The sequence below is a fragment of the Klebsiella sp. GB_Kp047 genome (assembly GCF_040065235.1).
Lineage (GTDB): Bacteria > Pseudomonadota > Gammaproteobacteria > Enterobacterales > Enterobacteriaceae > Klebsiella > Klebsiella quasipneumoniae.
This window is the reverse complement of record NZ_JBEAJG010000040.1, coordinates 127,372-151,514: the sequence shown is the minus strand read 5'-3', so window position 1 is coordinate 151,514 and position 24,143 is coordinate 127,372. Positions and strand designations below refer to the sequence as shown.

The 24,143-nt window shown below is 58.4% G+C and carries 20 protein-coding genes and 1 tRNA gene; 11 read left to right on the top strand and 10 right to left on the bottom strand.

Going from position 1 to position 24,143, the window contains the following annotated elements; translation table 11 throughout:
• The first annotated feature begins 106 nt into the window (after nt 1–106).
• Nucleotides 107–391, top strand: a complete 285-nt coding sequence (rplY, locus tag ABLV76_RS19760) for a 50S ribosomal protein L25 (RefSeq protein WP_004201664.1) — start codon at nt 107–109, stop codon at nt 389–391.
• 58 nt (nt 392–449) lie between these two features.
• On the opposite strand, the gene ABLV76_RS19755 is transcribed toward rplY, so the two are convergent.
• A complete protein-coding gene (locus ABLV76_RS19755) occupies nt 450–1,337 on the bottom strand; it encodes a LysR family transcriptional regulator (protein WP_348878432.1) in 888 nt (295 codons plus the stop codon).
• Between the two features lie 103 nt (nt 1,338–1,440).
• Here ABLV76_RS19755 and ABLV76_RS19750 point away from each other — a divergent pair, with 103 nt between their 5' ends.
• Complete coding sequence (locus tag ABLV76_RS19750) at nt 1,441–2,727, top strand: serine hydrolase (protein WP_064187880.1); 1,287 nt, start codon at nt 1,441–1,443, stop codon at nt 2,725–2,727.
• Between the two features lie 19 nt (nt 2,728–2,746).
• Here the strand turns inward: ABLV76_RS19750 and ABLV76_RS19745 are convergent, their stop codons facing one another.
• Nucleotides 2,747–3,343, bottom strand: coding sequence for an NUDIX domain-containing protein (locus ABLV76_RS19745; RefSeq protein ID WP_043520291.1), 597 nt, complete (start codon nt 3,341–3,343; stop codon nt 2,747–2,749).
• Between the two features lie 81 nt (nt 3,344–3,424).
• On the opposite strand from ABLV76_RS19745, the gene ABLV76_RS19740 reads away from it, so the two are divergent.
• Nucleotides 3,425–4,192 carry a DeoR/GlpR family DNA-binding transcription regulator gene (locus tag ABLV76_RS19740; RefSeq protein WP_004201668.1) on the top strand — a complete coding sequence of 256 codons (768 nt, stop codon included), beginning with the start codon at nt 3,425–3,427 and terminating at the stop codon, nt 4,190–4,192.
• A 14-nt stretch (nt 4,193–4,206) separates the two neighbouring features.
• Here the strand turns inward: ABLV76_RS19740 and yejK are convergent, their stop codons facing one another.
• Nucleotides 4,207–5,214 carry a nucleoid-associated protein YejK gene (gene yejK / locus ABLV76_RS19735; protein ID WP_004144267.1) on the bottom strand — a complete coding sequence of 336 codons (1,008 nt, stop codon included), beginning with the start codon at nt 5,212–5,214 and terminating at the stop codon, nt 4,207–4,209.
• Between the two features lie 186 nt (nt 5,215–5,400).
• Between yejK and ABLV76_RS19730 the strand changes: the two genes are divergently transcribed.
• The 5 genes from ABLV76_RS19730 to eco all read left to right on the top strand — a co-directional run bounded on the left by ABLV76_RS19730 (nt 5,401) and on the right by eco (nt 9,520).
• Nucleotides 5,401–5,628, top strand: a complete 228-nt coding sequence (locus ABLV76_RS19730) for a YejL family protein (RefSeq protein WP_004195346.1) — start codon at nt 5,401–5,403, stop codon at nt 5,626–5,628.
• 18 nt (nt 5,629–5,646) lie between these two features.
• A complete protein-coding gene (gene yejM, locus ABLV76_RS19725; protein ID WP_004201669.1) occupies nt 5,647–7,407 on the top strand; it encodes an LPS biosynthesis-modulating metalloenzyme YejM in 1,761 nt (586 codons plus the stop codon).
• 76 nt (nt 7,408–7,483) lie between these two features.
• A tRNA-Pro gene (locus ABLV76_RS19720) sits at nt 7,484–7,560 on the top strand.
• A gap of 185 nt (nt 7,561–7,745) precedes the next feature.
• Nucleotides 7,746–8,855, top strand: a complete 1,110-nt coding sequence (locus tag ABLV76_RS19715; RefSeq protein WP_004201670.1) for an AI-2E family transporter — start codon at nt 7,746–7,748, stop codon at nt 8,853–8,855.
• A gap of 173 nt (nt 8,856–9,028) precedes the next feature.
• Complete coding sequence (gene eco / locus ABLV76_RS19710) at nt 9,029–9,520, top strand: serine protease inhibitor ecotin (protein ID WP_004201671.1); 492 nt, start codon at nt 9,029–9,031, stop codon at nt 9,518–9,520.
• A 55-nt stretch (nt 9,521–9,575) separates the two neighbouring features.
• Here the strand turns inward: eco and mqo are convergent, their stop codons facing one another.
• Nucleotides 9,576–11,210 (bottom strand): malate dehydrogenase (quinone), encoded by a 1,635-nt coding sequence (gene mqo / locus ABLV76_RS19705; protein ID WP_017899305.1) that lies wholly within the window; start codon nt 11,208–11,210, stop codon nt 9,576–9,578.
• Nucleotides 11,211–11,490: 280 nt separating this feature from the next.
• Between mqo and ABLV76_RS19700 the strand changes: the two genes are divergently transcribed.
• Nucleotides 11,491–12,729 carry a SulP family inorganic anion transporter gene (locus ABLV76_RS19700; protein ID WP_048295226.1) on the top strand — a complete coding sequence of 413 codons (1,239 nt, stop codon included), beginning with the start codon at nt 11,491–11,493 and terminating at the stop codon, nt 12,727–12,729.
• Here the strand turns inward: ABLV76_RS19700 and mgtE are convergent.
• From mgtE to ompK36, 6 genes are all read right to left on the bottom strand, one after another.
• Nucleotides 12,692–14,128 carry a magnesium transporter gene (mgtE, locus tag ABLV76_RS19695; RefSeq protein WP_004201674.1) on the bottom strand — a complete coding sequence of 479 codons (1,437 nt, stop codon included), beginning with the start codon at nt 14,126–14,128 and terminating at the stop codon, nt 12,692–12,694. The genes ABLV76_RS19700 and mgtE overlap by 38 nt on opposite strands.
• 148 nt (nt 14,129–14,276) lie before the next feature.
• Complete coding sequence (locus tag ABLV76_RS19690; protein WP_049116727.1) at nt 14,277–15,920, bottom strand: multidrug ABC transporter permease/ATP-binding protein; 1,644 nt, start codon at nt 15,918–15,920, stop codon at nt 14,277–14,279.
• Between the two features lie 74 nt (nt 15,921–15,994).
• Nucleotides 15,995–16,648, bottom strand: coding sequence for a DNA oxidative demethylase AlkB (gene alkB / locus ABLV76_RS19685; protein WP_065697571.1), 654 nt, complete (start codon nt 16,646–16,648; stop codon nt 15,995–15,997).
• Nucleotides 16,648–17,712 carry a bifunctional DNA-binding transcriptional regulator/O6-methylguanine-DNA methyltransferase Ada gene (gene ada / locus ABLV76_RS19680; protein WP_135683387.1) on the bottom strand — a complete coding sequence of 355 codons (1,065 nt, stop codon included), beginning with the start codon at nt 17,710–17,712 and terminating at the stop codon, nt 16,648–16,650. Before ada ends, alkB begins: the two co-directional genes overlap by 1 nt.
• 73 nt (nt 17,713–17,785) lie before the next feature.
• Nucleotides 17,786–18,838: an FAD:protein FMN transferase ApbE gene (gene apbE, locus ABLV76_RS19675; protein WP_043520278.1), complete on the bottom strand. Its 1,053-nt coding sequence runs from the start codon at nt 18,836–18,838 to the stop codon at nt 17,786–17,788.
• A gap of 103 nt (nt 18,839–18,941) precedes the next feature.
• Nucleotides 18,942–20,033, bottom strand: coding sequence for a porin OmpK36 (gene ompK36, locus ABLV76_RS19670; protein WP_017899299.1), 1,092 nt, complete (start codon nt 20,031–20,033; stop codon nt 18,942–18,944).
• A 772-nt stretch (nt 20,034–20,805) separates the two neighbouring features.
• On the opposite strand from ompK36, the gene rcsD reads away from it, so the two are divergent.
• Together rcsD and rcsB are read left to right on the top strand one after the other, a co-directional pair.
• A complete protein-coding gene (gene rcsD, locus ABLV76_RS19665) occupies nt 20,806–23,463 on the top strand; it encodes a phosphotransferase RcsD (RefSeq protein ID WP_004201683.1) in 2,658 nt (885 codons plus the stop codon).
• Nucleotides 23,464–23,478: 15 nt separating this feature from the next.
• A complete protein-coding gene (rcsB, locus tag ABLV76_RS19660; protein WP_004201684.1) occupies nt 23,479–24,129 on the top strand; it encodes a response regulator transcription factor RcsB in 651 nt (216 codons plus the stop codon).
• Nucleotides 24,130–24,143 lie beyond the last annotated feature (14 nt).

The window sequence follows — 24,143 nt, the reverse complement described above, 5'->3', positions numbered from 1 at the left end:
GGTGTCGTTTGGCGGCTATAATGCCGCCCGCTTTTGCATTCGCAAAGCAGATAATCCGCCTGTTGCTGGGTCGCCTGTAGCAGGCTTTATATATAGAGAGACATCAATGTTTACTATCAACGCAGAAGTACGTAAAGAGCAGGGTAAGGGTGCGAGCCGCCGCCTGCGCGCAGCTAACAAGTTCCCGGCAATCATCTACGGTGGCGAAGCTGCTCCGGTTGCTATCGAACTGGACCACGACAAAGTTTGGAACATGCAGGACAAAGCTGAGTTTTACGGCGAAGTTCTGACCGTCGTGGTTGATGGCAAAGAAGAAAAAGTCAAAGTTCAGGCTGTTCAGCGCCACGCGTTCAAGCCGAAACTGACTCACATCGACTTCGTTCGCGCGTAATCGCCGATAGCAAGTTGTATGGCAAGCGCCCCGGGGTCTTCGGCTCCGGGGCGTTTTGTTATCCGCGCCGCCAAAGCTCCGGCGCCTTGTCCACGATGTCGCTAAGCATCCGGTGCTTATTCATTCCGGGCAGCCAGAGCATCACCATGGTGACGTTCAGCCCCTGACTGCCGACCTCCGTCGCGATTTCACTGACTCCCTGCCACTCGCCTGGCCGCAAATGGTCCGGTAAAAACCCCCAGCCCCTCCCCTGCTCCAGCGCATGGCGCAGCAGAGTAATTTCGTTCATATACAGCGTATGGCCGGAGATCTGCAGCCGGCGGGCAATCTGATCGTCACTGCGCCGGTGCATCACTAACTGCGGCGTCAACGAAAGATTCAATAGCGTCAGCGGCCGCGGAGCGTCGTGGAACAGGCTGTCCGCCGCGTAGAAACGCAGATCCACGGTGCCGAGCGCCCGCCACTCCATTTCGCTCCCCAGCGTGCGGTTGTTAGCCTGGCACAGCGCCATATCCGCCACGCCATCGCTCAGCGCCTGCTCGGCTTCGCGCCGCGAGGCGCTCCAGCAGCTCAGGCGGATCTGCCGCCGGGCCAGCGTATCGGCCAGCGCGCAGAGAAAATCACGTGGGATAAAGGGATCGAACACCAGACGCAGCGCCTGTCCGGTGGTTTGCGGCAGCGTTTGCGCAAAAGACTCGAAAGCCTGCGCCTGGCGCAACAGCAGATGCGCCTGACGAAAAAGCTGCTCGCCTTCGTCGGTTAAGGTCAGGGTACGCCCTTCCCGGCTGAACAGATGGTAACCCAGCGCGTCTTCCAGATAGTCCAGCAGATCGCGCAGCGTGGTTCGGTCTTTACCTAACCGAATGGCCGCCCGCGACAGGCTGCCGGTCTCGGCGATGGTGGCGAATGCTTCAATCTGCGCGAAAGAATATTGCAGGGTTTTCATCCTTCTCTCCCTTACGGGGGAAAATCCCCCCTGGGCTGATTTTAGCCGGCGCGCGCCGATTTATATACTGCGCAGCGAATCTATGGCAAACGAGGAAAGGAAGATGATAAGAAAACCACTGGCCCTGGCGTTAATCCTGGCGGCGCTGCCGGCGGCGGCAATGGCGCAAAACTGCGGCGGCCTGACGCTGGATGTCTGCCCAACGCCTTACGATCAAACGCTACCCGCGGCCAAAGACATGCTCAGCTGGGATCAGACTTCACGCGTGATTGGCTTTCGCAATGACTATCGCAACTATGCCGGGGATGTCTTCCGCCACGGCGCCTCAGTGCCGCTGGAACGCGCTGAAAAACAATTGACCGATGCCCGCTATACCCTTAACGGCCATACCTGGACCCTGCAGGATTACCTGAAGCGCGAGAACGTCAGCGGTATGCTGGTGCTGAAAGACGGCAAAGTCGCCTGGAAATATCTTGGCGACGGCAACACCGATACCACCCTGTGGACCTCACGCTCGGTGGGAAAATCGGTGGTCTCGACGCTGGTGGGTATCGCCATTCAGCAGGGTAAGATCCACTCCCTCGATGATCTGATTACCGTTTATGAGCCCGAACTGAAAGGCACCGCCTGGGACGGCGTGACGCTGAAGCAGTTAATTCAGCACACCAGCGGTGTGGAATGGAATGAAGACTACACCGACCCGCAGTCGCACTTCGCCCGCCTGACCCAGTGCGAGGCGCAGCCCGGCGCCTATGCCTGCGTGCGCAAGATCGTCACCGGCCTGGCGCGCCAGCATCCGGCGGGGGAGCAGTGGTCCTACTCTTCCGGCGGCGCCTGGCTGTTGGGCGATATCCTGGAGCGCGCCACCGGTATGCCGCTGGCCGCCTGGCTTGAGCAGTCGCTGTGGCAGCCCGCCGGGATGGCCCACGACGGCGTATGGCATGCTTATCAGCAAGGGAAGCACGATGTCGGCGCCCACGGCTTTAACGCCACCCTCGAAGACTGGGGCCGCTTCGGCGAATTCGTCGCCCGCGATGGTCGGTTAAGCAACGGCAAACAGCTGGTGCCTGCGGGCTGGTTCGATCAGGCCGCAAGCTGGACCACAGCGCTGAACTCGGTCTCGGCGGCGCATCCGCAAGGTATCTACGGCTATCAGTGGTGGAATAACGCCATTCCGGCGAATGCGCAAAACGTCCAGCCGACGCCGCAGGAAGGGCTGAAGGACTCGCTGTGGGCGCTGGGTATCTACGGCCAGGTGATCATGGTGAACCGCGCGGAACACCTGGTGATCGTCCAGTGGTCGACCTGGCCGCAGGCGGAACCCTCCTTTAACGCCCAGCCGCTGGAAGCGGCGCTGATGTACAGCGCCATTGCCCGCGAGCTGCGTTAACCCCCCCGCTCCTTGCCGCTCAGCCGGCGAGGATCGTGTCGGCATTCAGCGCCAGGTGCTGCAGCAGGATAATGGTTTTGGCATCCATGATCTCGCCATCGCGAATGGCCTGCAGCGCCCGCGCCAGCGGCCACTCCAGCACTTCAATGTCCTCACCTTCCGCCGCCAGCCCGCCGCCCTCTCCCTGCCGGTCATCGGCCTGATATTCGGCGATAAAAAAGTAGAGTTTTTCGGTGACAGATCCGGGGCTCATAAAGACGGTGAAGACGGGCTCGATGCGCGTCACCCGAAAGCCGGTCTCCTCTTCCGCTTCGGCAACGATCCTCGTCTCCGGCGAGGCGTTATCCAACAGCCCGGCCGCCGCTTCAATGAGATATCCGTCGTGACCGTGAGTAAACACCGGAAAACGGAACTGACGAGTCAGGACCACCGTCCGCTTTTCCCGGTTGTAGAGTAAAATGACCGCGCCGTTGCCGCGATCGTAGGCCTCGCGGCTCTGCTCCTGCCAGCGTCCGTCCCGGCGCTGCAGTTCAAAGGTATATTTTTTCAGCGTGTACCAGTTATCAGAGAGCAGCGTCTCGCGAATGTGGCGGACGTGCGGTGCATGAGTTTGCATGTTATATCCCCTTTAAGATGACAGCAGGCACCATAACATGCATAATCGTGCACAAACAAGATCACTCGTGAAGGAAAACTCATGCTCGCCAGTCAACGAAAACAGCAAATCCTGCAGATTCTTGCGGAGGAAAAACAGGTGATGTCCGGGGAGCTGAGCCAGCGGTTTAACGTCTCAGAGGACTCCATTCGCCGCGACCTGCGCGAGCTGGCGGCGGAAGGAAAACTGCAGCGGGTCCACGGCGGGGCGCTGCCGGTCTCCGCTGCCATCGCCCCTATTGAAACACGCAAAAGCGTGCAAATCGCCTCCAAGCAGGCGGTGGCGCGCGCCGCCGCCGCCCTGATCCAGCCTGGACAGGTGGTGATTGTCGATGGCGGCACCACCACCGCGGCGATGATCGGCTTCTTACCCGCCGACCTCAGCTGCACGGTGGTCACCCACAGCCCCGGCATCGCCGTGGCGCTGGTCGATCACCCGCGAATCGAGGTGATCCTGCTTGGCGGCAAAGTGTTTAAGCATTCAGTTGTCGCCGTCGGCCCCGAAACGCTGGAAGGAATGGCGCGGATCAACGCCGATGTGTTCTTTATGGGGGTGACCGGCGTCCACCCGCGAGCGGGTTTTACCACCGGTGATTATGAAGAGGCAGGCATCAAGCGCGCGCTGGCGGCCAGGGCCGCGGAAACCGTGGTGATGGCCTCCCGGGAAAAGCTCAACGCCGCGTCGGCCTTTGCCATCGGCGAGCTGAACCTCGCCAGTACGCTTATCGTCGATGGGGATCCCGACGCCGCGCTGCGCCAGCAGCTGGTGCAGCGCGGCGTGGAGATCGTCCCCGTTCAGCGGTCGCGCTGAACGGGGCGCGGCGCTTAGTTGCCGCCGGAGGTCCGGCGCTGCAGCTGGTCGCGCAGGTTCGGCGGGGTGCCCTTAATGGTCAGAGTATCGGTGGCGGGATCCCAGAATACGCGTTCGCCCAGCAGCATCGCGTCGAAGTTAATGGTTAAACCGCCGCCGCTGCCGGCAAACTTGGTCAGCTGGCGTAAGGTGCTGCGATCCGCCGGGAAGCTCTCTTCCAGTTCGTAACCCTGTTCGGCGGTGAATTCCTGGAAGCTCTTTTCGCTGACGCCGGCCAGCTCTTTGGACAGCGATTCCAGCTCAATCTCTTCCCCGGCCTGCAGCTGTTCGTTGCAGTACGCATAGACCTGCTGACGCACATTCTGTCGCTCGGATTTATCAAGCTGCGCGTCGGCGGCGAAGTCGTCCACCGCCTGCAGCAGGCCGCGGTTCTGCGCTTTGGCGTTGAGGCCTTCGCTGGCGCCGAGGAAATCCATAAAGAAATCGGCCACTTTGCGCCCCACCCGCCCTTTCAGGAAGGTTAAGTAGCGAGTCGACTCCGGGTTGGTTTCCCACTCGGTCAGATCGATGCGCGCGACGATATCGGCATGGTTAATATCCAGATAATGGGTCGAGCGGATATCCAGCTCTTCGTTGACGCGCATACTGCTCAGGTTATTGAGCACCGCCACCAGCAGATACTCGACCGCCAGGTAACGATACTGGCAGAAGAGGACAATGCCCCCTTCGGCGAACGGGTATTTCGCCAGCTCATCGCGTAGGCGGCCGGTCGCCGCGCGGCTGAACGCCAGAAACTCCTCTTCGCCCTGACGCTGCAGGCGCAGCGCCTGCGCCAGTTCGCTCTCTTCATTGAACAGCCCATAGGCTTTGCTTTTGGCGCTATAAACCCGGTGCAGTTCAGCCATCATCTCGACGACCGTCGCGTTCGGCTCCAGCAGTGACTCGCGCAGCACCAGCTCCAGATTTTGTTCATCACGTTTGATTAACTGATGCAGGGCAATCTGGTCGATATCCAGACTCATGTTAAACTCTCCTTTTAGACCGGGCGGTATTCAACCACCGCCGGGTAGCCGACGCAACTGGCGCCACACATTTCGACGTCATGACTGACAATCGATGCGCTTTTGCGCCGCGGCGAAAAAATGCGGAAAAAAAGCTGCTGCTACGGTAATATGTTGCCCTTTCACGAACAAACAGATTTTGAGTTTATGCCGCAAATTTCCCGCTATAGCGATCAACAGGTCGAACAGTTGCTCAGCGAGCTGACGAACGTCCTGGAATCACACAAAGCCCCGGTTGACCTTTCACTGATGGTGTTAGGCAATATGGTGACCAACCTGATCAACAGTAGCGTCGCGCCGGCGCAGCGTCAGGCCATCGCCCGTTCTTTCGCGCAGGCTTTGCAATCTTCGATTAACGACGATCCAGCGCATTAAGGATAACAGCAACAGTATATGGTGACTCTACGTCAGCCCTACCGAGAAAAAGTCTCCCAGATGGTTAGCTGGGGGCACTGGTTCGCCCTGTTCAACATGTTGTTGGCCATGGTGCTCGGCAGCCGCTACCTTTTTGTCGCCGACTGGCCGACGACGCTTGCCGGACGACTCTTTTCGTACGTCAGTCTCGTCGGGCACTTCAGCTTCCTGGTGTTTACCAGCTATGTGCTGATCCTCTTTCCGTTGACCTTTATCGTGGTCTCGCAGCGCCTGATGCGCTTCCTGTCGGTGATCCTTGCCACCGCCGGGATGACGCTGTTGCTGATAGACAGCGAGGTCTTTACCCGCTTCCATCTTCATTTAAATCCGGTGGTCTGGGAGCTGGTCATCAACCCTGACCAGAATGAGATGGCGCGCGACTGGCAGCTGATGTTTATCAGCGTTCCGGTCATCTTTTTGATTGAAATGCTCTTCGCCACCTGGAGCTGGCAAAAGCTGCGCAGCCTGACGCGTCGCCGCCATTACGCCCGCCCGGTCGCCTGGTTCTTCTTTCTGTCGTTCGTCAGCAGCCACCTGGTCTATATCTGGGCGGATGCCAATTTCTATCGCCCGATCACCATGCAGCGAGCGAATCTACCGCTTTCCTATCCGATGACCGCCCGTCGTTTCCTTGAGAAACATGGCCTGCTCGACGCCCAGGATTATCAGCGTCGCCTGGTGGAACAAGGGGCGCCGGAGGCGGTATCGGTCCAGTATCCGCTCAGTAACCTGCGCTACCGCGACCTCGGCGCGGGCTATAACGTGTTGCTGATCACCGTCGACAACCTGAACTACTCGCGGTTTGAAAAGACGATGCCGGCGCTGGCGGCGTTTGCCAAAGAAAACGTCAACTTTACCCAGCATATGAGCTCGGGCAATACCGCCGACAGCGGCCTGTTTGGCCTGTTCTACGGCATTTCGCCAGCCTATATGGACGGTGTCCTCTCGGCGCGTATTCCCGCAGCGCTGATCACCGCCCTCAACCAGCAGGGCTACCAGCTGGGGCTGTTCTCTTCCGATGGGTTTAGCAGCCCGCTGTATCGCCAGGCGCTGCTCTCCGACTTCTCGCTGCCGAGCGCGAAGACCCAGAGCGACGAGCAGACCGCCAATCAGTGGATCAGTTGGCTGGACCGTTACGCGCAGGATGAGAATCGCTGGTTCTCGTGGATCTCGCTCAATGGCACCACCCTCGACGACACGCAGCAGCAGAACTTTGTCCGCCGTTATAGCAAGGCGGCAGGCGACGTTGATGCCCAGATCGATCGGGTGCTGACCGCGCTGCGCGAAGCCGGCAAGCTCGATAATACGGTGGTGATTATCACCGGCGGCCACGGCAAGCCGCTTAACGTCAAACACGACTCATTCGACTGGTCGCGCGAGCAGCTGCAGGTGCCGCTGGTTATTCACTGGCCGGGCACGCCGGCCCAGGAAATTGCCACCCTGACCGATAACAAAGATGTGATGACCACGCTGATGCAGCGCCTGCTTCACGTTTCGACGCCGGCCAATGAGTATTCGCAGGGTGAAGATCTGTTCAGCGCCGCGCGGCGTCGGAACTGGGTCACCGCGGCCAACGGCGATACGCTGGCCATTACCACCCCGACCATCACCGTGGTCCTCAACCATAACGGCACCTACACCACCTGGAGCCGCGACGGCGAGAAAATCAAAGATCAGAAACCGCAGCTCAGCCTGTTGCTGCAGGTCCTGACCGACGAAAAACGCTTTATCGCTAACTGATTGATTAATTATGAATCAATCGCGCGCGACCCGCTTGCATTCGCCTGGGGAACGGGTAATATTGTTCCCCACGCGTCGGCACGTAGCGCAGCCTGGTAGCGCACCGTCATGGGGTGTCGGGGGTCGGAGGTTCAAATCCTCTCGTGCCGACCAAAAATCCCAGAGAAACCAGCCTTTTAAGGCTGGTTTTTTTATGTCTCTCTTTTACGCCCGTCCCCCACCTCATTGAAATTGTGCCCTTTCCGCGCCACAGCGTATAGAGTACGACTATCCTGATGGTAAATTACGTCGTAGCATCTATTATTCGACCGTATGACTCATAAGCAGGAGCGGATGACATGAGAGTTAATGGACTTACCAAAGGATTTTTCATCCTTATCGTCTTCATTGTAACCCTGGCCTTTTTTGATGTTCTCTCACCCTACTATTCCGCCATTCTCTGGGCCGCGATCCTCGCGGTGATTTTTAATCCGGTCAAAAACAAAATTCGCACCCGCCTCGGCGAGCGTAATGGCCTGGCGGCGCTGATGACCATCGTCATTATCTGCCTTATCGTGTTTACGCCGCTGGCGATTATCCTGTCGTCACTGGCCTACGAGCTGAACGTGGTGTACAGCAAACTGCAGCATAACGATACCCAGTTCCCGACGGTGGTCGCCAGCCTGATTGCCCACCTCCCCGGCTGGGCCAGAAGCTTCCTGGCAGAACATAACCTTGATAGCGCGCAGCAGATCCAGCAGCAGCTCTCCGATGTCGCCCTGAAAGGTGGCCAGTATCTGGCCGGCAGCGCGTTTCTGATTGGCAAAGGGACCTTTGGCTTTACCGTCAGCTTCGGCATCATGCTGTACCTACTGTTTTTCCTGCTGAAGGATGGACCTTACCTGGTGCTGTTGATCCTCGAATCTCTGCCGTTATCCAGCTATGTGAAGCAGCACCTGTTCGCTAAGTTCGCCGCAGTGGCCCGCGCCACGGTAAAAGGCACCGTCGCCGTGGCGCTGGCGCAGGGGGCGCTGGGCGGCTTAGCCTTCTGGATCGCCGGTCTGGACGGCAGCATTCTCTGGGGGGCGCTGATGGCGTTCCTGTCGCTTATCCCGGCGGTGGGCTCGGCTATTATCTGGGTGCCGGCGGCTATTTACCTTTTTGCTACCGGCCAGTTGTGGCAGGGCGCCTTTATCGTGGGCTTCTTTGTCGTTGTGATTGGTCTGGTGGACAATATTCTGCGTCCGCTGTTGGTGGGCAAGGATACCAAGATGCCGGACTACTTGATCCTGATCGCCACTTTAGGCGGCATGGAGATCTACGGTATCAATGGATTCGTGATCGGGCCACTGATCGCCGCCTTGTTTATCGCCTGCTGGAATTTGCTGTCGGGACGGGAACATGCTGGCAACACCGATGAAATCGATGAAGAGTTTATTGAGGAGGCGAAAAATAGCCGTACTGAATAGCTTCTCCGGCAGGCGTCTGGCGGCCCGCCAGCGCCTCTGTTGCGCTCTGAACGCTGCCCTTTTGCCAGTAGATAACACTGTTCACTTTGCAAAAAATGGTAAATAAATCTTAACATTCAGCTAAGTGATGATAGGCTATCCCTGTCAGGAACGAAAATAAAGGATGATCAACCGTGAAAAAAATCACTACGCTAGCCGTTTCTCTGCTCACCGCCGCCTGCATGTCTGCCGGCGCCCTGGCCGCAGACCAGCCGCTGGAAAAAGTCGCGCCGTTCCCGAAAGCGGAAAAAGGCATGAAGCGTCAGGTTATTCAGCTGCCGCAGCAGCAGGATGAGTCGGCGTTGAAGGTTGAGCTGATGATCGGCCAGACGCTGGAAGTCGACTGCAACCACCATCGTTTTGGCGGGCAGCTGGAAAGCAAAACCCTGGAAGGCTGGGGTTATGACTACTATGTCTTTGATAAGCTGAGCGGCCCGGTATCCACCATGATGGCCTGCCCGGACGGCAAGAAAACGAAGAAATTTGTTACTGCCGGCCTCGGCGATGACGCTATGCTGCGCTACAACAGCAAGCTGCCGATCGTTATCTACACGCCGACTAATGTCGATGTAAAATATCGCATCTGGCGCGCCGACGAGACTATCGGCAACGCCGAGATCCGCTAAGGCGCGCAATTGAATCAGCAATAAAACAACGGCAGCCCGCAGGCTGCCGTTTTTGTCAGAGCGCGATGTCCGCCATCGGCTTGCCGCCGCTCAGCGGCTTCAGCTCCGCCTGCGGAGCTTCATCCGCCGCCGCGGCCGGCTCATATTTCAGCTCCAGCACTTCACTGGTCCACGCCAGCGCTTTCTCAATCTCCGCCGGGTTGCCATCAAGGCGAATACCGTAGGTCGGGATGATCGCCTTCAGCCTGGCCTGCCATTCGGGCGAATTCACTTTGTCTTTAAACACTTTTTCCATCAGCTGCAGCATGATAGGCGCCGCGGTGGAGGCGCCTGGCGATGCGCCGAGCAGCGCCGCGACGGTGCCTTCGTCATCGCTGACCACTTCGGTGCCCAGGCGCAGTACCCCGCCCTTCTTCGCATCGCGCTTGATGATCTGCACGCGCTGACCGGCCTGCCACAACCGCCAGTCCTCTTTCCGCGCTTCCGGATAGTATTCGCACAGCGCGGCCAGACGATCTTTATCTTTCTGCATCACCTGGCTAATCAGGTATTTCACCAGATCGAAGTTGTCCAGGCCGACGTTAAGCATCGGCAGGATATTCGAGGTATTGGTCGAGGCCAGCAGATCCCACAGCGAACCGTTCTTCAGGAAGCGGGTCGAGAAGGTCGCGAACGGCCCGAACAGCACCACGCGTTTACCGTCGATAATACGGGTATCGATGTGCGGCACTGACATCGGCGGCGCGCCCACTTCGGCCTGGCCGTAAACCTTCGCCAGATGGTGGTTTACTACCTCCGGATTTTCGCAGACCAGGAACTGGCCGCCGACCGGGAAGCCGGCATACTCTTTGGCCTGCGGAATGCCGGTTTCCTGCAGCAGGGTCAGCGCCGCGCCGCCGGCGCCGATAAAGATAAATTTGGCTTTAATAACCCGCTTCTGACGACGGTTGTCGGCATCCGCGAGGGTCACCGTCCAGCTCTTGTCGGCGTTGCGCTTGAAGCGACGCACCACGGTGCCCAGCTGCAGGGAGAAATTATCATGCTTTTGCAGGCTGGCGATCAGCTGGCGGGTGATTTCGCCATAGTTGACGTCGGTTCCCATTTCCGTACGGGTGGCGGCCACCTTTTGCAGCGGGTCGCGGCCTTCCATCACCAGCGGCGCCCAGGCTTTGATCTGCTGATGGTCTTCAGAATAACGAATGCCGCGGAACAGTTCGCTCTGCTGCAGCGCCGCATAGCGCGCGCGCAGGAAGTTGACGTTATCTTCGCCCCACACAAAGCTCATGTGCGGCACGCTGTTAATGAATGATTTTGGTTTGTTCAGGACGCCGCGCGTCACCTGATGCGCCCAGAACTGACGCGAGATGTGGAAGGCTTCGTTGATGTCGACCGCTTTGTCGATATTGATGCCGTTGGCGGTCTGCGGCGTATAGTTCAGCTCCATCAGCGCCGCGTGGCCGGTACCCGCATTGTTCCACCCGTTTGAGCTCTCTTCCGCCACGCTGGACATCTGCTCAACCATGGTAATAGACCAGTCTGGCTCAAGCTCCTGCAGCCAGGTTCCCAGTGTGGCGCTCATAATGCCGCCGCCAATCAACAATACATCCGTCTCTTGCTCATGGCGGGTGTTGGTCCGAGTGCTGTTGGGACCAACCGCCTGTGAGCGTGGTACGGCCATCTTTTTATTCATCGGATTTGAGCCTTACTTTACTCGCTGTTTTATTTAGCGCAGGTGATACGATTGTCACCCCTCACGTTACCACCGAAGCTCAAAAATTTAAATATTGTTTAAATTTTAAGTTCTGTTTTGAGATCCGTTATAAAAATGTTTAATAAATGTATACACCAAATCACTTTTTGTACTGGTGCCCTGGCAGATTCCGCGCTATCATCCCTGGTTTTGTGACAGACCGCACGGAAGCAGGGCCTGACACCGCTCCTCCTTTTTTTATAATCTGCGAACTTTTTTTATGCCCCCAGTTTCAGACCCCGCCGCTTCCGGCAACCTGCGTCCAATCCTTCGTTCTCCGTCGCTGCTGACGCGCGAAGTCCTGGCCGGCGTGCTCACCGCCCTGGCGTTAATTCCTGAAGTGATTTCGTTTTCGGTTATTGCCGGCGTTGACCCGCAGGTGAGCCTGATTGCTTCCGTCGTGCTCTGTCTGGCGATGTCGCTACTCGGCGGACGCCCGGCGATGGTCACCGCCGCCGCTGGATCAGTGGCGCTGGTCATTGGCCCGATGGTGCATCAGCACGGCGTGGGTTACATTCTGCCAGCCGTCATTCTGGGGGGTATGATTCAAATTTTGTTTGGTCTGTGCGGCATGGCGCGCCTGATGCGCTTTATTCCCCCGGCGGTGATGACCGGGTTCGTCAACGCCCTCGGGATCCTGATTTTCTTCGCCCAGGTGCCGCACTTCTGGAGCCGCCAGCCGCTGATCGTCGGCCTGTTCGTCCTGACGCTGCTTATCGTTCTGTGGGCGCCGCGCTTTATTAAGACTATCCCGGCGCCGCTGATCGCCATCGTCGCGCTCACTCTCTATACCGCGACCACCGGCCAGCTGCTGCCGACCGTGGGTGATGAAGGGTCAATGAGCGGCGGCCTGCCGGGGTTCACCGCCCTGACCGTTCCCCTGAACCTGACCACCCTGCAGATAATCTGGCCGTGCGCCCTCAGCATCGCCTTTGTCGGCCTCATGGAGTCTCTGCTGACGGCTAAGCTGGTGGATGACCTGACCCATACGCCGTCGAATAAATCGCGGGAGAGCGCCGGGCTGGGGATCGCCAACATCCTCGCCGGCTGTTATGGCGGTATCGCGGGCTGCGCGATGATCGGCCAGACTATCGTTAACGTGGAAATGGGCAAAGCCCGTAGCCGTCTCTCAACGGTTATCGCCGGCCTGGTGCTGCTCCTGCTGGTGACAGCGCTCAGCCAGGTGATGGCGAAAATCCCGATGGCGGTCCTGGCCGGGGTGATGGTGATCGTGGCGGTGAAGACCTTTAGCTGGCACAGCATTCTCCCGGGCGAGCTGGCGCGCAATCCGTGGCCGGAAACGCTGGTGATGCTGGTGACCGTCGCCGCGACGGTGGGAACCAGCAATCTGGCGATTGGCGTGCTGGCGGGGATTGTCGCGATGGCGATCATCCCCCGCCGCCTGCGGGCAAAAGCGCAGGCTACATCAGAAACAGCGTCGCCAGACCCAGAAAAATAAAGAAGCCGCCGGTGTCGGTGATAGCGGTGATCATTACGCTGGAGCCGACCGCCGGGTCACGCCCCAGCTTCACCATGACCATCGGGATTATCACGCCCATCATCGCCGCCATCAGCAGGTTGAGCATCATGGCCAGCGTCATCACCCCGCCAAGCTGCGGATCGTCATACAGCCACCAGGTGATGGCCCCCATGATCCCGCCCCACACCAGGCCATTAATCAGTGCAACGCCCATTTCACGCAGGATCAGAAAGGTAAAGCTGCCGGGCTGGATCTGCTGCAGCGCCATCGCCCGAACGATCATGGTGATCGTCTGGTTGCCGGTATTGCCGCCGATCCCGGCGACGATCGGCATCAGCGAGGCCAGCGCCACCAGCTGTGAAATGGTATGTTCGAAGCCGTCGATGACCCTGGAAGCGATAAACGCCGTACACAGGTTCACCGCCAGCCACGCCCAGCGCGTTTTCACCGCTTTGCTGACCGGGGCGAAGACATCTTCTTCATCGCTCAGGCCGCCCATCCGCCGCAGATCGTTGTCGGTCTCTTCATAGACCACATCGACGATCTCATCGATGGTCAGACGGCCGATCAGTTTGCCATCGGCATCGATAACGGCGGCGCTGAGCAAGTCATCACGCTCGAAGGTGCGCGCCACCTTCTCCGCTTCTTCATGCGGCTGAAAGGTGACCGGATCGCCCTCCATCACCTCCCCCACCCGCTTCTGCGCATCGTTGAGCAGAATGGTCTGCAGCTCCAGCTCGCCGAGCAGCAGCTTATTGCGGGTGGTGACGAACAGTTTATCGGTGTTCTCCGGCATTTTCCCGAGACGCCGCAGGTAGCGCTGGACCGCCGCCAGGGTGGCCTCCGGCCGCACCGTAATGACCTCAAACTCCATGATCGACCCGACGCTGTTGTCGGCATAGCGCATAATCTGGCGAATACGGGCGCGCTTCTCAGCCGGCAGGGTCGCCAGCAACCGTCCGGTCAGATTGCGCGGCAGATGCTGCAGCAGGTAAACCTGTTCATCGATATCCAGCGGCTGCATCGCCTGCAGCAGCTCGTGGTCGCTCATCTTATCGATGAGGTCGCCCCAGACGTTTTCTGAAGCTTCCAGCAGCACTTCGCCGCGTTTATCGTCGGGCACCAGGCACCACAGCGCGGTGCGGGCGTCATAGGGGAGCGCTTCCAGCGCATCGGCGAGATCCGGCGGCGGCAGATGCGAGACCAGCATTTCCACTTCAGCCAGGTCATCGGCCAGCGTCCCTTCATCGTAACGTTCGGCCAGCGTCAGTTTGCCCAGCAGCGCGGAGGTCACCGCTTTATCGGTGCTCAAGAGCCAAATCAGACGGGCGCGCTCTTCGTCACGCAAGCGGGCGCTTTTTTTATGCAAAACGGACATCGGTCAGGCAATCCTTTTGAGAATAGTGAGCCGGCCTGCGGGCCGGAAGCCTTAAGCATAGCGCGAGGAGGGGGAAATAATAACCGTCAGCACTGTAGACGCTGAAAATTTCAGCGGCGCCCGGCTTTCCCCGGGCGCGCAGCGTGAATCAGGCCGTGCGGGCCACCGCATCGCGGGAGGCCTGCGCCCGCTCTTCGCCAGTGAGCTCGGATAGCTGCCCGGCACGCATCTCCAGCAGGCGATCGGCGTGCTGGAAGTAGTGATCGTCATGGCTGATGGCAAACACGGTTTTCCCCATCTGCTTCATCAGCGGCAGCAGGACCTGGTAGAACTCGCGGCGGAAATGCGGATCCTGATCCGCCGCCCATTCATCCAGCAGAATGATATCCCGGGACTCGGCCAGAGCCAGCAGGAGCGCCACGCGCTTCTTCTGCCCTTTCGACAGCCGAAGGTCGCCGATCTTACCGTTTTCCAGCTGCAGCTTGTGGGCCATTTGCAGACGCTCCAGCCACGTTGCCACCAGCGCCGGATCGGCCTCCTCGCCCTGCGGCCCGAGCAGACGGTCGAACAACCAGACGTCAGTAAACACCGCGGAGAACAGTTTGCGGTACGCCTCCGGTTTATCCGCCGCCAGCGGCTGGCCGTCCACCAGAATCTGACCGGAAACCGGCTGATACAGGCCGGTCAGGAGCATCGCCAGGGTTGATTTGCCGCTGCCGTTGCCGCCGATGAGAAACACCAGCTCGCCGCGTTTTAGCGTCAGGTTAAGCGGCCCTACCGCAAAGCGATGGTCCGGATAATGGAAAGTGACATCGCGCAGCTCCAGCGTCTGCCAGTCAGCCTGCGGCTGCGGCCGGGGGAAATCCGCCCGGTAAGGGGCGAGCGAGAACTGGCGCAGCTTATTAAACGCCACCTGGGCGCTAAGCAGCGTGGGCAGCGCGCCGACGGCGGAGAGCAGCGGCGTGCGCAAAAACAGCAGCGTCAGGGAGTAGGTCGCCGCCACGGCGGTATCGGCCCAGCCGAGGCTGTTGGCCATCCAGAACACCAGCCCGATGGCGCCAAGCATCATAATATTCGACCAGTTGACCGCGCTGAGATGGAAGGTATCGGCACGAACGATGTGGTGCCGGTAGTCGCGGGCGTCCGGGAGATAGAGCTGATTAAACACATACTCCGCGCGCTCCCGGTTGAGGGTCAGCTCTTTGCGCCCTTCCAGCACCGTCTGGTAGTCGTGATAGAGCTTATCTTCCGTTTCGCGCAGGCTGGCCATGTGTTTGTACACCCGCGACACCAGCACAAAGCCGCCCCAGATGGTGAGCGCCATCCACAGGGCCGTCACCAGCATCATTTTTCCTGACAGCCAGGCCAGATAAGCGGCGGAGCCGAAGGTGAGAATGATCCCCTGCACCAGCTCAGGGAGGCGTACAAAGGCGATGGTAATATTGCGGATATCGCTGGTCAGCCCGGCAAGCAGCGACGCGCTGCCGATCTTCTCCACCTGTTCAATCTGGGTATCGAGGATGCGTTTCACAAACTCGCCGCGCAGGCGATAAACAAAATGGTGGCCGAGGGTGGTCAACGCCAGCTGCGAACCCAGGGTCACCGCCATTAACAGCCCCAGCAGGCCAAGAAATTCCGGCAGCACCCGCAGCGAGGTATCGACAGTGGCGATCAGGCGCATGTTAATAAAAGCGATTAAGCCGATACCCAGCGCGGCGCTGAGCAGGCTAAGGGCAATAACGCCCAGAAACGGCCAGCGATACTGGCGCCAGACGAGAGAAAGAAGTTCCATAACAGGCTATCCGGAAAAGCAAAACAGCCAGCAGTTTAAACGGCTCGCCGGTGACATCAAGAATAATTCTTATTTTAATCGCCGGGACGGCCCGCCTGCCGAAAGGTGAGGTTATATCGACAGTCGCCGGTCTCGGGATGATGGCCCGCTTTCAGCGGCTGAACGCCATGATAAAACAGGCGCGACTCCCCGCCCCAGACCACCACATCGCCATGCTCCAGCAACAGCCGCTGCAGCGGGTCGCTGCGCTGCAACCCGCCAAACTGAAAGATGGCCGGCAGGCCCAGGGAGACCGAGACGATCGGGGCCCGCAGATCCTGTTCATCTTTATCCTGATGCAACGACAGCTTTGCGCCGGGCTGGTAGCGGTTAATCAGACAGGCGTCGGGGGAAAAGCCCGGATAGCCGCCGGCCGCGGCTGCCGCCAGCGCCAGTTCATGGAATACGGCCGGCATCGGCGGCCAGGTATGACGGGTGACCGGATCGACCGGGGCGTAGAGGTAGCCGTGGCGATCGGTGGTCCAGCCCAGCCGGCCGCAGTTGGTCATCGCCACCGACATGGTGTACCCGCCCGGCGTGACCATCTGGCGAAACGGCGACTGGCGGGCGACGTCGGCAATCGCCTGCAGCAGCCCTGGGGCACGCTCGCGGGCAAAGCGGCGAAGCACCACCGCGCCGGGGGCCAGCGGCTCCTGCCACGGTGGGGTATCGCTAAACAGATCGAGCATTACTCCTCCTCTCGTTGCACCTCGCGCGCCAGCAGCTGCGCTTTTCGCGCCGTTCCCCAGCGATAACCGGATAGCGCGCCATCTTCACGCACCACCCGATGGCAGGGAACGATCACCGCCAGTGAATTCGCCGCGCAGGCGCCGGCCACGGCTCTTACCGCCCGCGGCTGGCCAATATGCTCGGCCACCTGGCGGTAGCTTCGGGTCTCCCCCGCCGGGATCTGCCGCAGCGCCTGCCAGACCTGCAGCTGGAACGCGGTGCCCCGCAGATCCAGCGGCAGCGACACCGGCCGCCGGCTGTCGTCGAGGTGGGCGAAAATCTCCGCCATCTGACGACGAAACTCAGGGTCGCCCTGACGCAGCTCGGCGCGGGGAAAGCGCTGACGCAGATCGTCGAGCAACGCAGCATCGTTATCACCCGGCAGCACAGCGCAGACACCGCGTTCACTTTGCGCCACCAGGCAGCGGCCCAGCGCGCAGTCGCCCGTCGTCCAGGTCACCACGGTGGCGGCGCCGCCGCGGCGAAACTGGCTGGCGGTCATCCCTAAGGCGGCATCGGCCTGGCGATAATAGCTGCTGCTGTCGGGAAAGCCGGCCGCCAGCGCGGCGCGGGTCACCGGTTTCCCCTGCTCCAGCGCCTCCCGAAGGCGTCGCGCGCGCCACGCCTGCTGCCAGGCTTTCGGGGTCATGCCGGTGACGGATTTGAATAAACGGTGGAAATGAAACGGGCTGACCGCCAGCTCGCGCGCCAGCGCCTCGAGGGTCAGGGGCGCCTCCTGCTCCAGCAGCCGACAGGCCTGCGCCACCTTGTCGATCCTTTGCTGCTGCGGATAGTCTTTATCCGGCTGGCAGCGTTTGCAGGGGCGGAATCCCGCCGTCACGGCAGCAGCGACGTCGGCAAAAAAGCGCACGTTTTCCCGCCGCGCGCGCCGCGAGCGGCAGGAGGGACGGCAGCAGACGCCGGTGGTCAGTACCGCAAAGACGAACTGACCATCGGCCCGGGTATCACGCTCGCAGACCGCCTGCCAGCGGCGGTCATCGGTATCGGCAACTATCGGTTTCATCACGGGTCTCCTGCTGTAAGTGTATCCTCAGTCTGCGGTAAAGCCCGCAGCAAAAAACCCGCAATCTTGCTTTTTAATTTTTTTCGCCGACGAGAAAGGTACGGAACTGCGGCGACATCCAGGTTTTAAAGCCCTCCCCCTCTTTGACGATCATGTAGACCGCCAGGCCCTGCTCGCGCACCACCTGCTGCGCTTTTTCCGGCCCCAGCACCATCAGCCCGGTATCCCAGCCGTCCGCCTCCAGCGCCGTTGGCGCAATGACGGTCACGGAGACCAGCTTATGGGTTATCGGCTGCCCGGTCTGCGGATCGATGACGTGCGAGATACGTTTGCCATCGAGTTCATAGTAGTTGCGATAGCTGCCGGAGGTGCTGATGCCGTGGCCATTGATGTCGACAATCGCCTGAACGGCGTTTTCCTGGTCGGTCGGTTTCTGGATCGCCACCCGCCAGGGCTTGCCTTCGCCGTTCATCCCGCGGCTCACCAGCGCCCCGCCTACCGACACCAGATAGCGGGAGATCCCCTCCTGCTCCATCAAGCGCGCAAGGTGGTCGGCGGCATAGCCTTCCCCCACGGTGGAGAGGTCGACAAACAGATCGGGAATATCTTTTTGCAGGAACTGCCTGCCGCTCTGATTGATAACCTGCAGATGCTGCAGGCCGGTGCGCGCTTTCGCCGCGGCGATCGCCTGCGCATCCGGAGTGGCGACCGGCTGTTTATCCGGGCCAAAGCCCCACAGATTGACCAGCGGCCCGACGGTGATATCCATCGCGCCATGCGTTTTGGCGCCAATCCGCAGCGACAGGGTCACGATGTCCGCCATCGCTTCGCTCACCGGCCAGGGCCGGGTATCCGCCGCGTGGTTGAAACGCATCAGCGCCGAGTCGTTTTTCCAGGTCGACAGCAGGCGATCGTCGGCGTCCAGCTGGGCCTGAACCTTGGCGCGCAGCGTCTGCGCCTTTGCCTCATCCACGCCGATAACGCTGACCCGCCAGAAGGTGCCCATTGTTTTGCCATCCAGCACGGTGGCCGTTGAGGCGGGTGTCGCGGGAGTGGTGGCTGAATCGCAGCCAGAGAACAGTACGCAGGCGCCCAACAGCGCGGCGCGAAAGAAAGTCATATCCATTAATCGAGGCTCCTCTTACCAGGGCGACAAGAGTATACCAGCGAGGTTAAACCAGACATAAAAAAAGGCGCCGGAGGCGCCTTTTTGTTATGCAGCTTGCGACTTAGAACTGGTAAACCAGGCCCAGTGCAACCACGTCGTCGGTAGAGATACCGGCGTTACGGGTGAAGCTGTTGTCGTCCAGCAGGTTGATTTTGTAGTCAACATAGGTGGACATGTTTTTGTTGAAGTAGTAGGTCGCGCCAACGTCAACATATTTCAGGATGTCCTGGTCGCCGTAGCCTTCCAGATCCTTACCTTTAGACTGCAGGTAAGCCACGGACGGACGCAGACCGAAGTCGAACTGGTACTGAGCAACCACTTCGAAGTTCTGCGCTTTGTTAGCAAAGCCCAGAGAACCAGCGCGGGTCGCGTTGTAGGTCTGGGTGTACTGAGTGGCCAGGTAGATGTTGTTGGCGTCGTATTTCAGACCGCCGGTGTAGGTTTCAGCGTTGTCGCCGTTACCCAGAACCAGGTTGTTCTGATCGTCGGTACGTTTAGAGTGGGAGTACGCGAAACCAGCGCTGATGCCATCAAAGATGTCATAAGTTACAGAGGTACCGAAGCCGTCGCCGTTCTGTTTCTGAGCGCCACGACCGTTGTTGGTCGCGCCTTCGCCGCTGACGCTGCCGTTTTTACCCTGGTACTGCAGAGCAAAGTTCAGGCCGTCAACCAGACCGAAGAAGTCAGAGTTACGATAGGTTGCAACGCCGTTAGCACGGGACTGCAGGAAGTTGTCAGAACCGTAGGTGTCGCCGCCGAATTCCGGCAGAACGTCGGTCCAGGACGTTACGTCGTATACTACGCCGTAGTTACGACCGTAGTCGAAAGAGCCCGCGTCGCCAAATTTCAGACCGGCGAATGCCAGACGAGTCCATGCCTGATCGCTGGAGCTTTCAGTGTTGTTCGCCTGAACGTTGTATTCCCACTGGCCGTAACCGGTCAGCTGGTCGTTGATCTGAGTTTCGCCTTTCACGCCTACACGCATGTAGGTCTGGTCGCCGTCGACGCTCTTGTCGTCAGAGAAGTAGTGCAGACCGTCAATTTTACCGTACAGGTCTAATTTGTTGCCGTCTTTGTTATAAATTTCAGCCGCATTTGCTGCGCCTGCTACCAGCAGAGCCGGTACCAGGAGGGACAGTACTTTAACTTTCATGTTATTAACCCTCTGTTTGTTATATGCCTTTTATTATGCCACTGCTTACTGATTACCCTTCTAATCAGTCGGCTATTTCATTGTGCTGCAAAATGCAGAATAATCCAACAAGAATATGATACTAAAACTTCTAAGATGTTTCAAAGTTCCCACAAGATGTTTCAATTTGTAAATATGGCGGAACTTTTTTTTACCCCAAAATGGCCAGGGAAATACGCACTAATAATCAAAAAAATTATTTAGCCATTTAAAATCAACACGATATACAAAACTAAGCCTATAGCACTGAATGGTAAAACAAAATGATCCTCGGTAACTAAAATAATAGTCGCTATCATCATTAACTTTATTTATTACCGTCATTCAGTTCTGAATGTCTGTTTACCCCTATTTCAACCGGATGCCTCGCATCCGGTTTTTTTTACCCTTCTTTACACAACTTTAATTTATCTGTGCTACAGCCAATGATTCCCTAACGACTATTAATCAATCAATTAGGCCGTCTTTTGCGCTTATTCTGCCAATGTCTTGTTATTTCGTGCGATTCCTGGCTTTTGCTTCTGTCAATATCGTCACTGGTCAGTCTTGCGGACGCGGTTTCATTTACGCTTCGTTTCTAAGATAATTCCTGGGCGGTATCGCGCCGCTGGCACCAATCTGTAGTATGGATTTACGCCATTAGCCTTTATACTGCCTGCAGCATCTGCTTTGTTGCCAGTTACTCTGGCGCTACATCCTGTTTACAAACAATGATGAGTCGTTCAGCCACAAGATGACCCCGAAAAAATTCTCTCTGATCCCCGGCAACATCAGCCGCTTCTTCATTTTGATGGTTATTGTCCTGCTGGCGACGATGGGGGTGATGATTCAAAGCGCCGTCAATGCCTGGCTGAAAGAGAAGAGCTATCAGGTAGTTGATGTCTCCCATGCCCTGCACCAACGCATTGATACCTGGCGCTATGCCACCTGGCAGATCTACGACAATATCGCCGCCACCTCCGCCAACACCGCCAGCGGCGGTCTGCAGGAGACGCGTTTAAAGCAGGACGTGTACTATCTGGAGAAGCCCCGGCGTAAAACCGAAGCCCTGATCTTTGGCTCCCACGACAGTTCGACCCTCGAGATGACGCAGAAAATGTCCGATTATCTCGATATTTTGTGGGGCGCGGAGACCATTCCGTGGTCGATGTACTATCTCAATGGGCTGGACAATAGCCTGATCCTTATCTCCACCCTGCCGTTGAAGGACCTCTCCTCAAGCTTTAAAGAGTCAACGATCAGCAGCGTGGTGGAATCCCGGCGCGCGGAAATGCTGCTGCAGGCCAATACCCTTGATGAGCGCGAGACCTTCTCGCCGCTGCGCCATCTTGCCTGGCAGAACGCGCACTACTTCACGTTACGTACTACCTTCAATCAGCCAGGACACCTGGCAACGGTGGTCGCCTTCGACCTGCCGATTAACGATCTGATCCCGCCGGGCATGGCGCTGGATAGCTTTCGTATCGAGCCTGATCCCACGCAAAATGTGGCCGCCAGCCCCGAGAAAGAGGCTAGCGATCATATCGGGATCACCTTCAACGGCATGCAGATTGACATCGCCACCGACATCAGCACCACCGGTATGCAGTTAGTGTGGACGGTACCGATGAGCACCATGCTGCTGGAATCCCTGCAAAACATTCTTCTGCCGCTGCTGCTTAACATTGGCCTGCTGGCGCTGGCGCTGTTCGGTTTCACGACCTTCCGGAATTATAAAGGTCGCAGCAGCACCTCGGGCGCCGGGCTCCCCTCCGCCGCCAATAGCGAACTGCGTTTACTGCGCGCCCTTAATGAAGAAATTGTTTCTTTGCTGCCGCTGGGGCTGCTGGTCCACGATCAGGAAGCCAACCGAACGGTGATCAGCAACCCGATTGCCGACCATCTGCTTCCGCACCTGAATCTGCAGAACATCACTAACATGGCGGACCAGCATCAGGGGGTGATCCAGGCCACCGTCAACAACGAACAGTATGAGATCCGCCAGTATCGCAGCCAGGTCGCGCCTCGCACGCAGATCCTGATTATCCGAGACCAGGACCGCGAAGTGCTGGTCAATAAAAAGCTCAAACAGGCCCAGCGCTTGTATGAGAAAAACCAGCAGGGCCGGACGACCTTTATGCGGCATATCGGCAGCGCCCTGAAGCAGCCAGCCCTTAACCTGGCGGCTGAGGCAGCGGCGCTCGACGGCGCGGAGAGCCGGACGCTGGCGCAGCATGCCGATGAGCTGGTCAAACTGATCGATGATATTCAGCTCGCCAACCTGCTGGAAAGCGATGCCTGGAAAACCAGCCAGTCGCTGTTCTCGGTGCAGGAGCTGATCGACGACGTCGTACCGGAGGTGCTGCCGGCGATGAAGCGCAAGGGTCTGCAGTTGCTTATCAATAACGCGCTGCCTGCCGGCGAGCAACGCTATGGCGACCGTGAAGCCCTGCGGCGCACGCTGGTACTGCTGATCCAGTATTCCATCACCACCACGCCTATCGGCAAGATCACCCTCGACGTCTGCCAGGAAGAGTCGGCCAGCGATCGCCTGACCTTCCGCATACTGGATACTGGCAACGGGGTCTCGGCAAACGAGATCGACAATATGCACTTCCCGTATCTCAATGAGACTCAGAGCGATCTGTACGGCAAAGCGAACGCCCTTACCTTCTGGTTATGTGACCGTATGACGCGCAAGCTGGGCGGGCAGTTGACCATCAAAGCGCGGGAGTCGCTGGGGACTCGCTATAGCCTGCATCTGAAAATGCCGGCCAGCGAAGAGGCGCCAGAGGCGGGAGAACATCTGCTGGATGACGTTATCGTCCTGCTGGATGTGACCTCCAGCGAAGTACGGCGGATTGTCACCCGCCAGCTGGAGAGCTGGGGGGCGTCCTGCATCACGCCGGACGATCGAGCGACAAGTCAAGCGTTCGATCTGTATTTAACGGATAATCCGTCTAATCTTACTGCTTCGGGCTTGCTTTTAAGCGATGATGAGGTTGGGATACGCAAAATCGGCCCGGGCCAACTGCGGGTCAACTTTAATATTAGCACGGCGATGCAGGAGGCTATCCTGCAGCTTATTGAGCAGCAGCTGGCGGAGGAGGCGGTTCAACCCGCCACCTCAGGAAACGAGAGTAACGCCGAACTCCATGCCAGCGGCTATTACGCACTGTTTGCCGATACGGTACCGGATGATGTTCAGAGATTGTATACTGAAAACGAAGCGGGTGATTTTGCTGCTCTGGCGCAAACCGCCCACCGCCTCAAAGGGGCATTTGCTATGCTTAATCTGATACCCGGCAAGCAGTTATGTGAAACGCTTGAGCATCTGATTCGCGAAAAGGATGCGCAAGGCATAGAAAAATATATCAGCGACATTGACGCTTACGTCAAGAGCTTGCTGTAGAAGGTAGCCTTATACATGAACACTATGAACGTAATTATTGCCGATGACCATCCGATCGTACTGTTCGGTATTCGTAAGTCACTTGAGCAAATTGAGTGGGTGAACGTCGTTGGCGAGTTTGAAGACTCCACGGCCCTTATCAACAATCTTCCGAAGCTGGACGCCCATGTGCTGATCACCGATCTGTCCATGCCCGGTGATAAATACGGCGACGGGATCACGCTGATCAAATACATCAAGCGCCACTTCCCGGATTTGTCGATCATTGTTCTGACCATGAACAATAACCCGGCGATCCTCAGCGCGGTGCTGGATCTGGATATCGAAGGGATCGTCCTCAAGCAGGGGGCGCCGACCGATCTGCCTAAAGCGCTGGCCGCGCTGCAGAAAGGAAAGAAATTCACCCCGGAAAGCGTCTCTCGTCTGCTGGAAAAAATCAGCGCCAGCGGCTATGGCGATAAACGCCTGTCGCCGAAAGAGAGCGAAGTGCTGCGTCTGTTCGCCGAAGGCTTCCTGGTGACCGAGATCGCCAAAAAGCTGAACCGCAGCATCAAAACCATCAGTAGCCAGAAAAAGTCGGCGATGATGAAGCTGGGCGTCGAAAACGACATCGCCCTGCTGAACTACCTCTCCTCCGTCTCGCTGAGCTCGACGGACAAAGAGTAATCCCGACGCGCTCT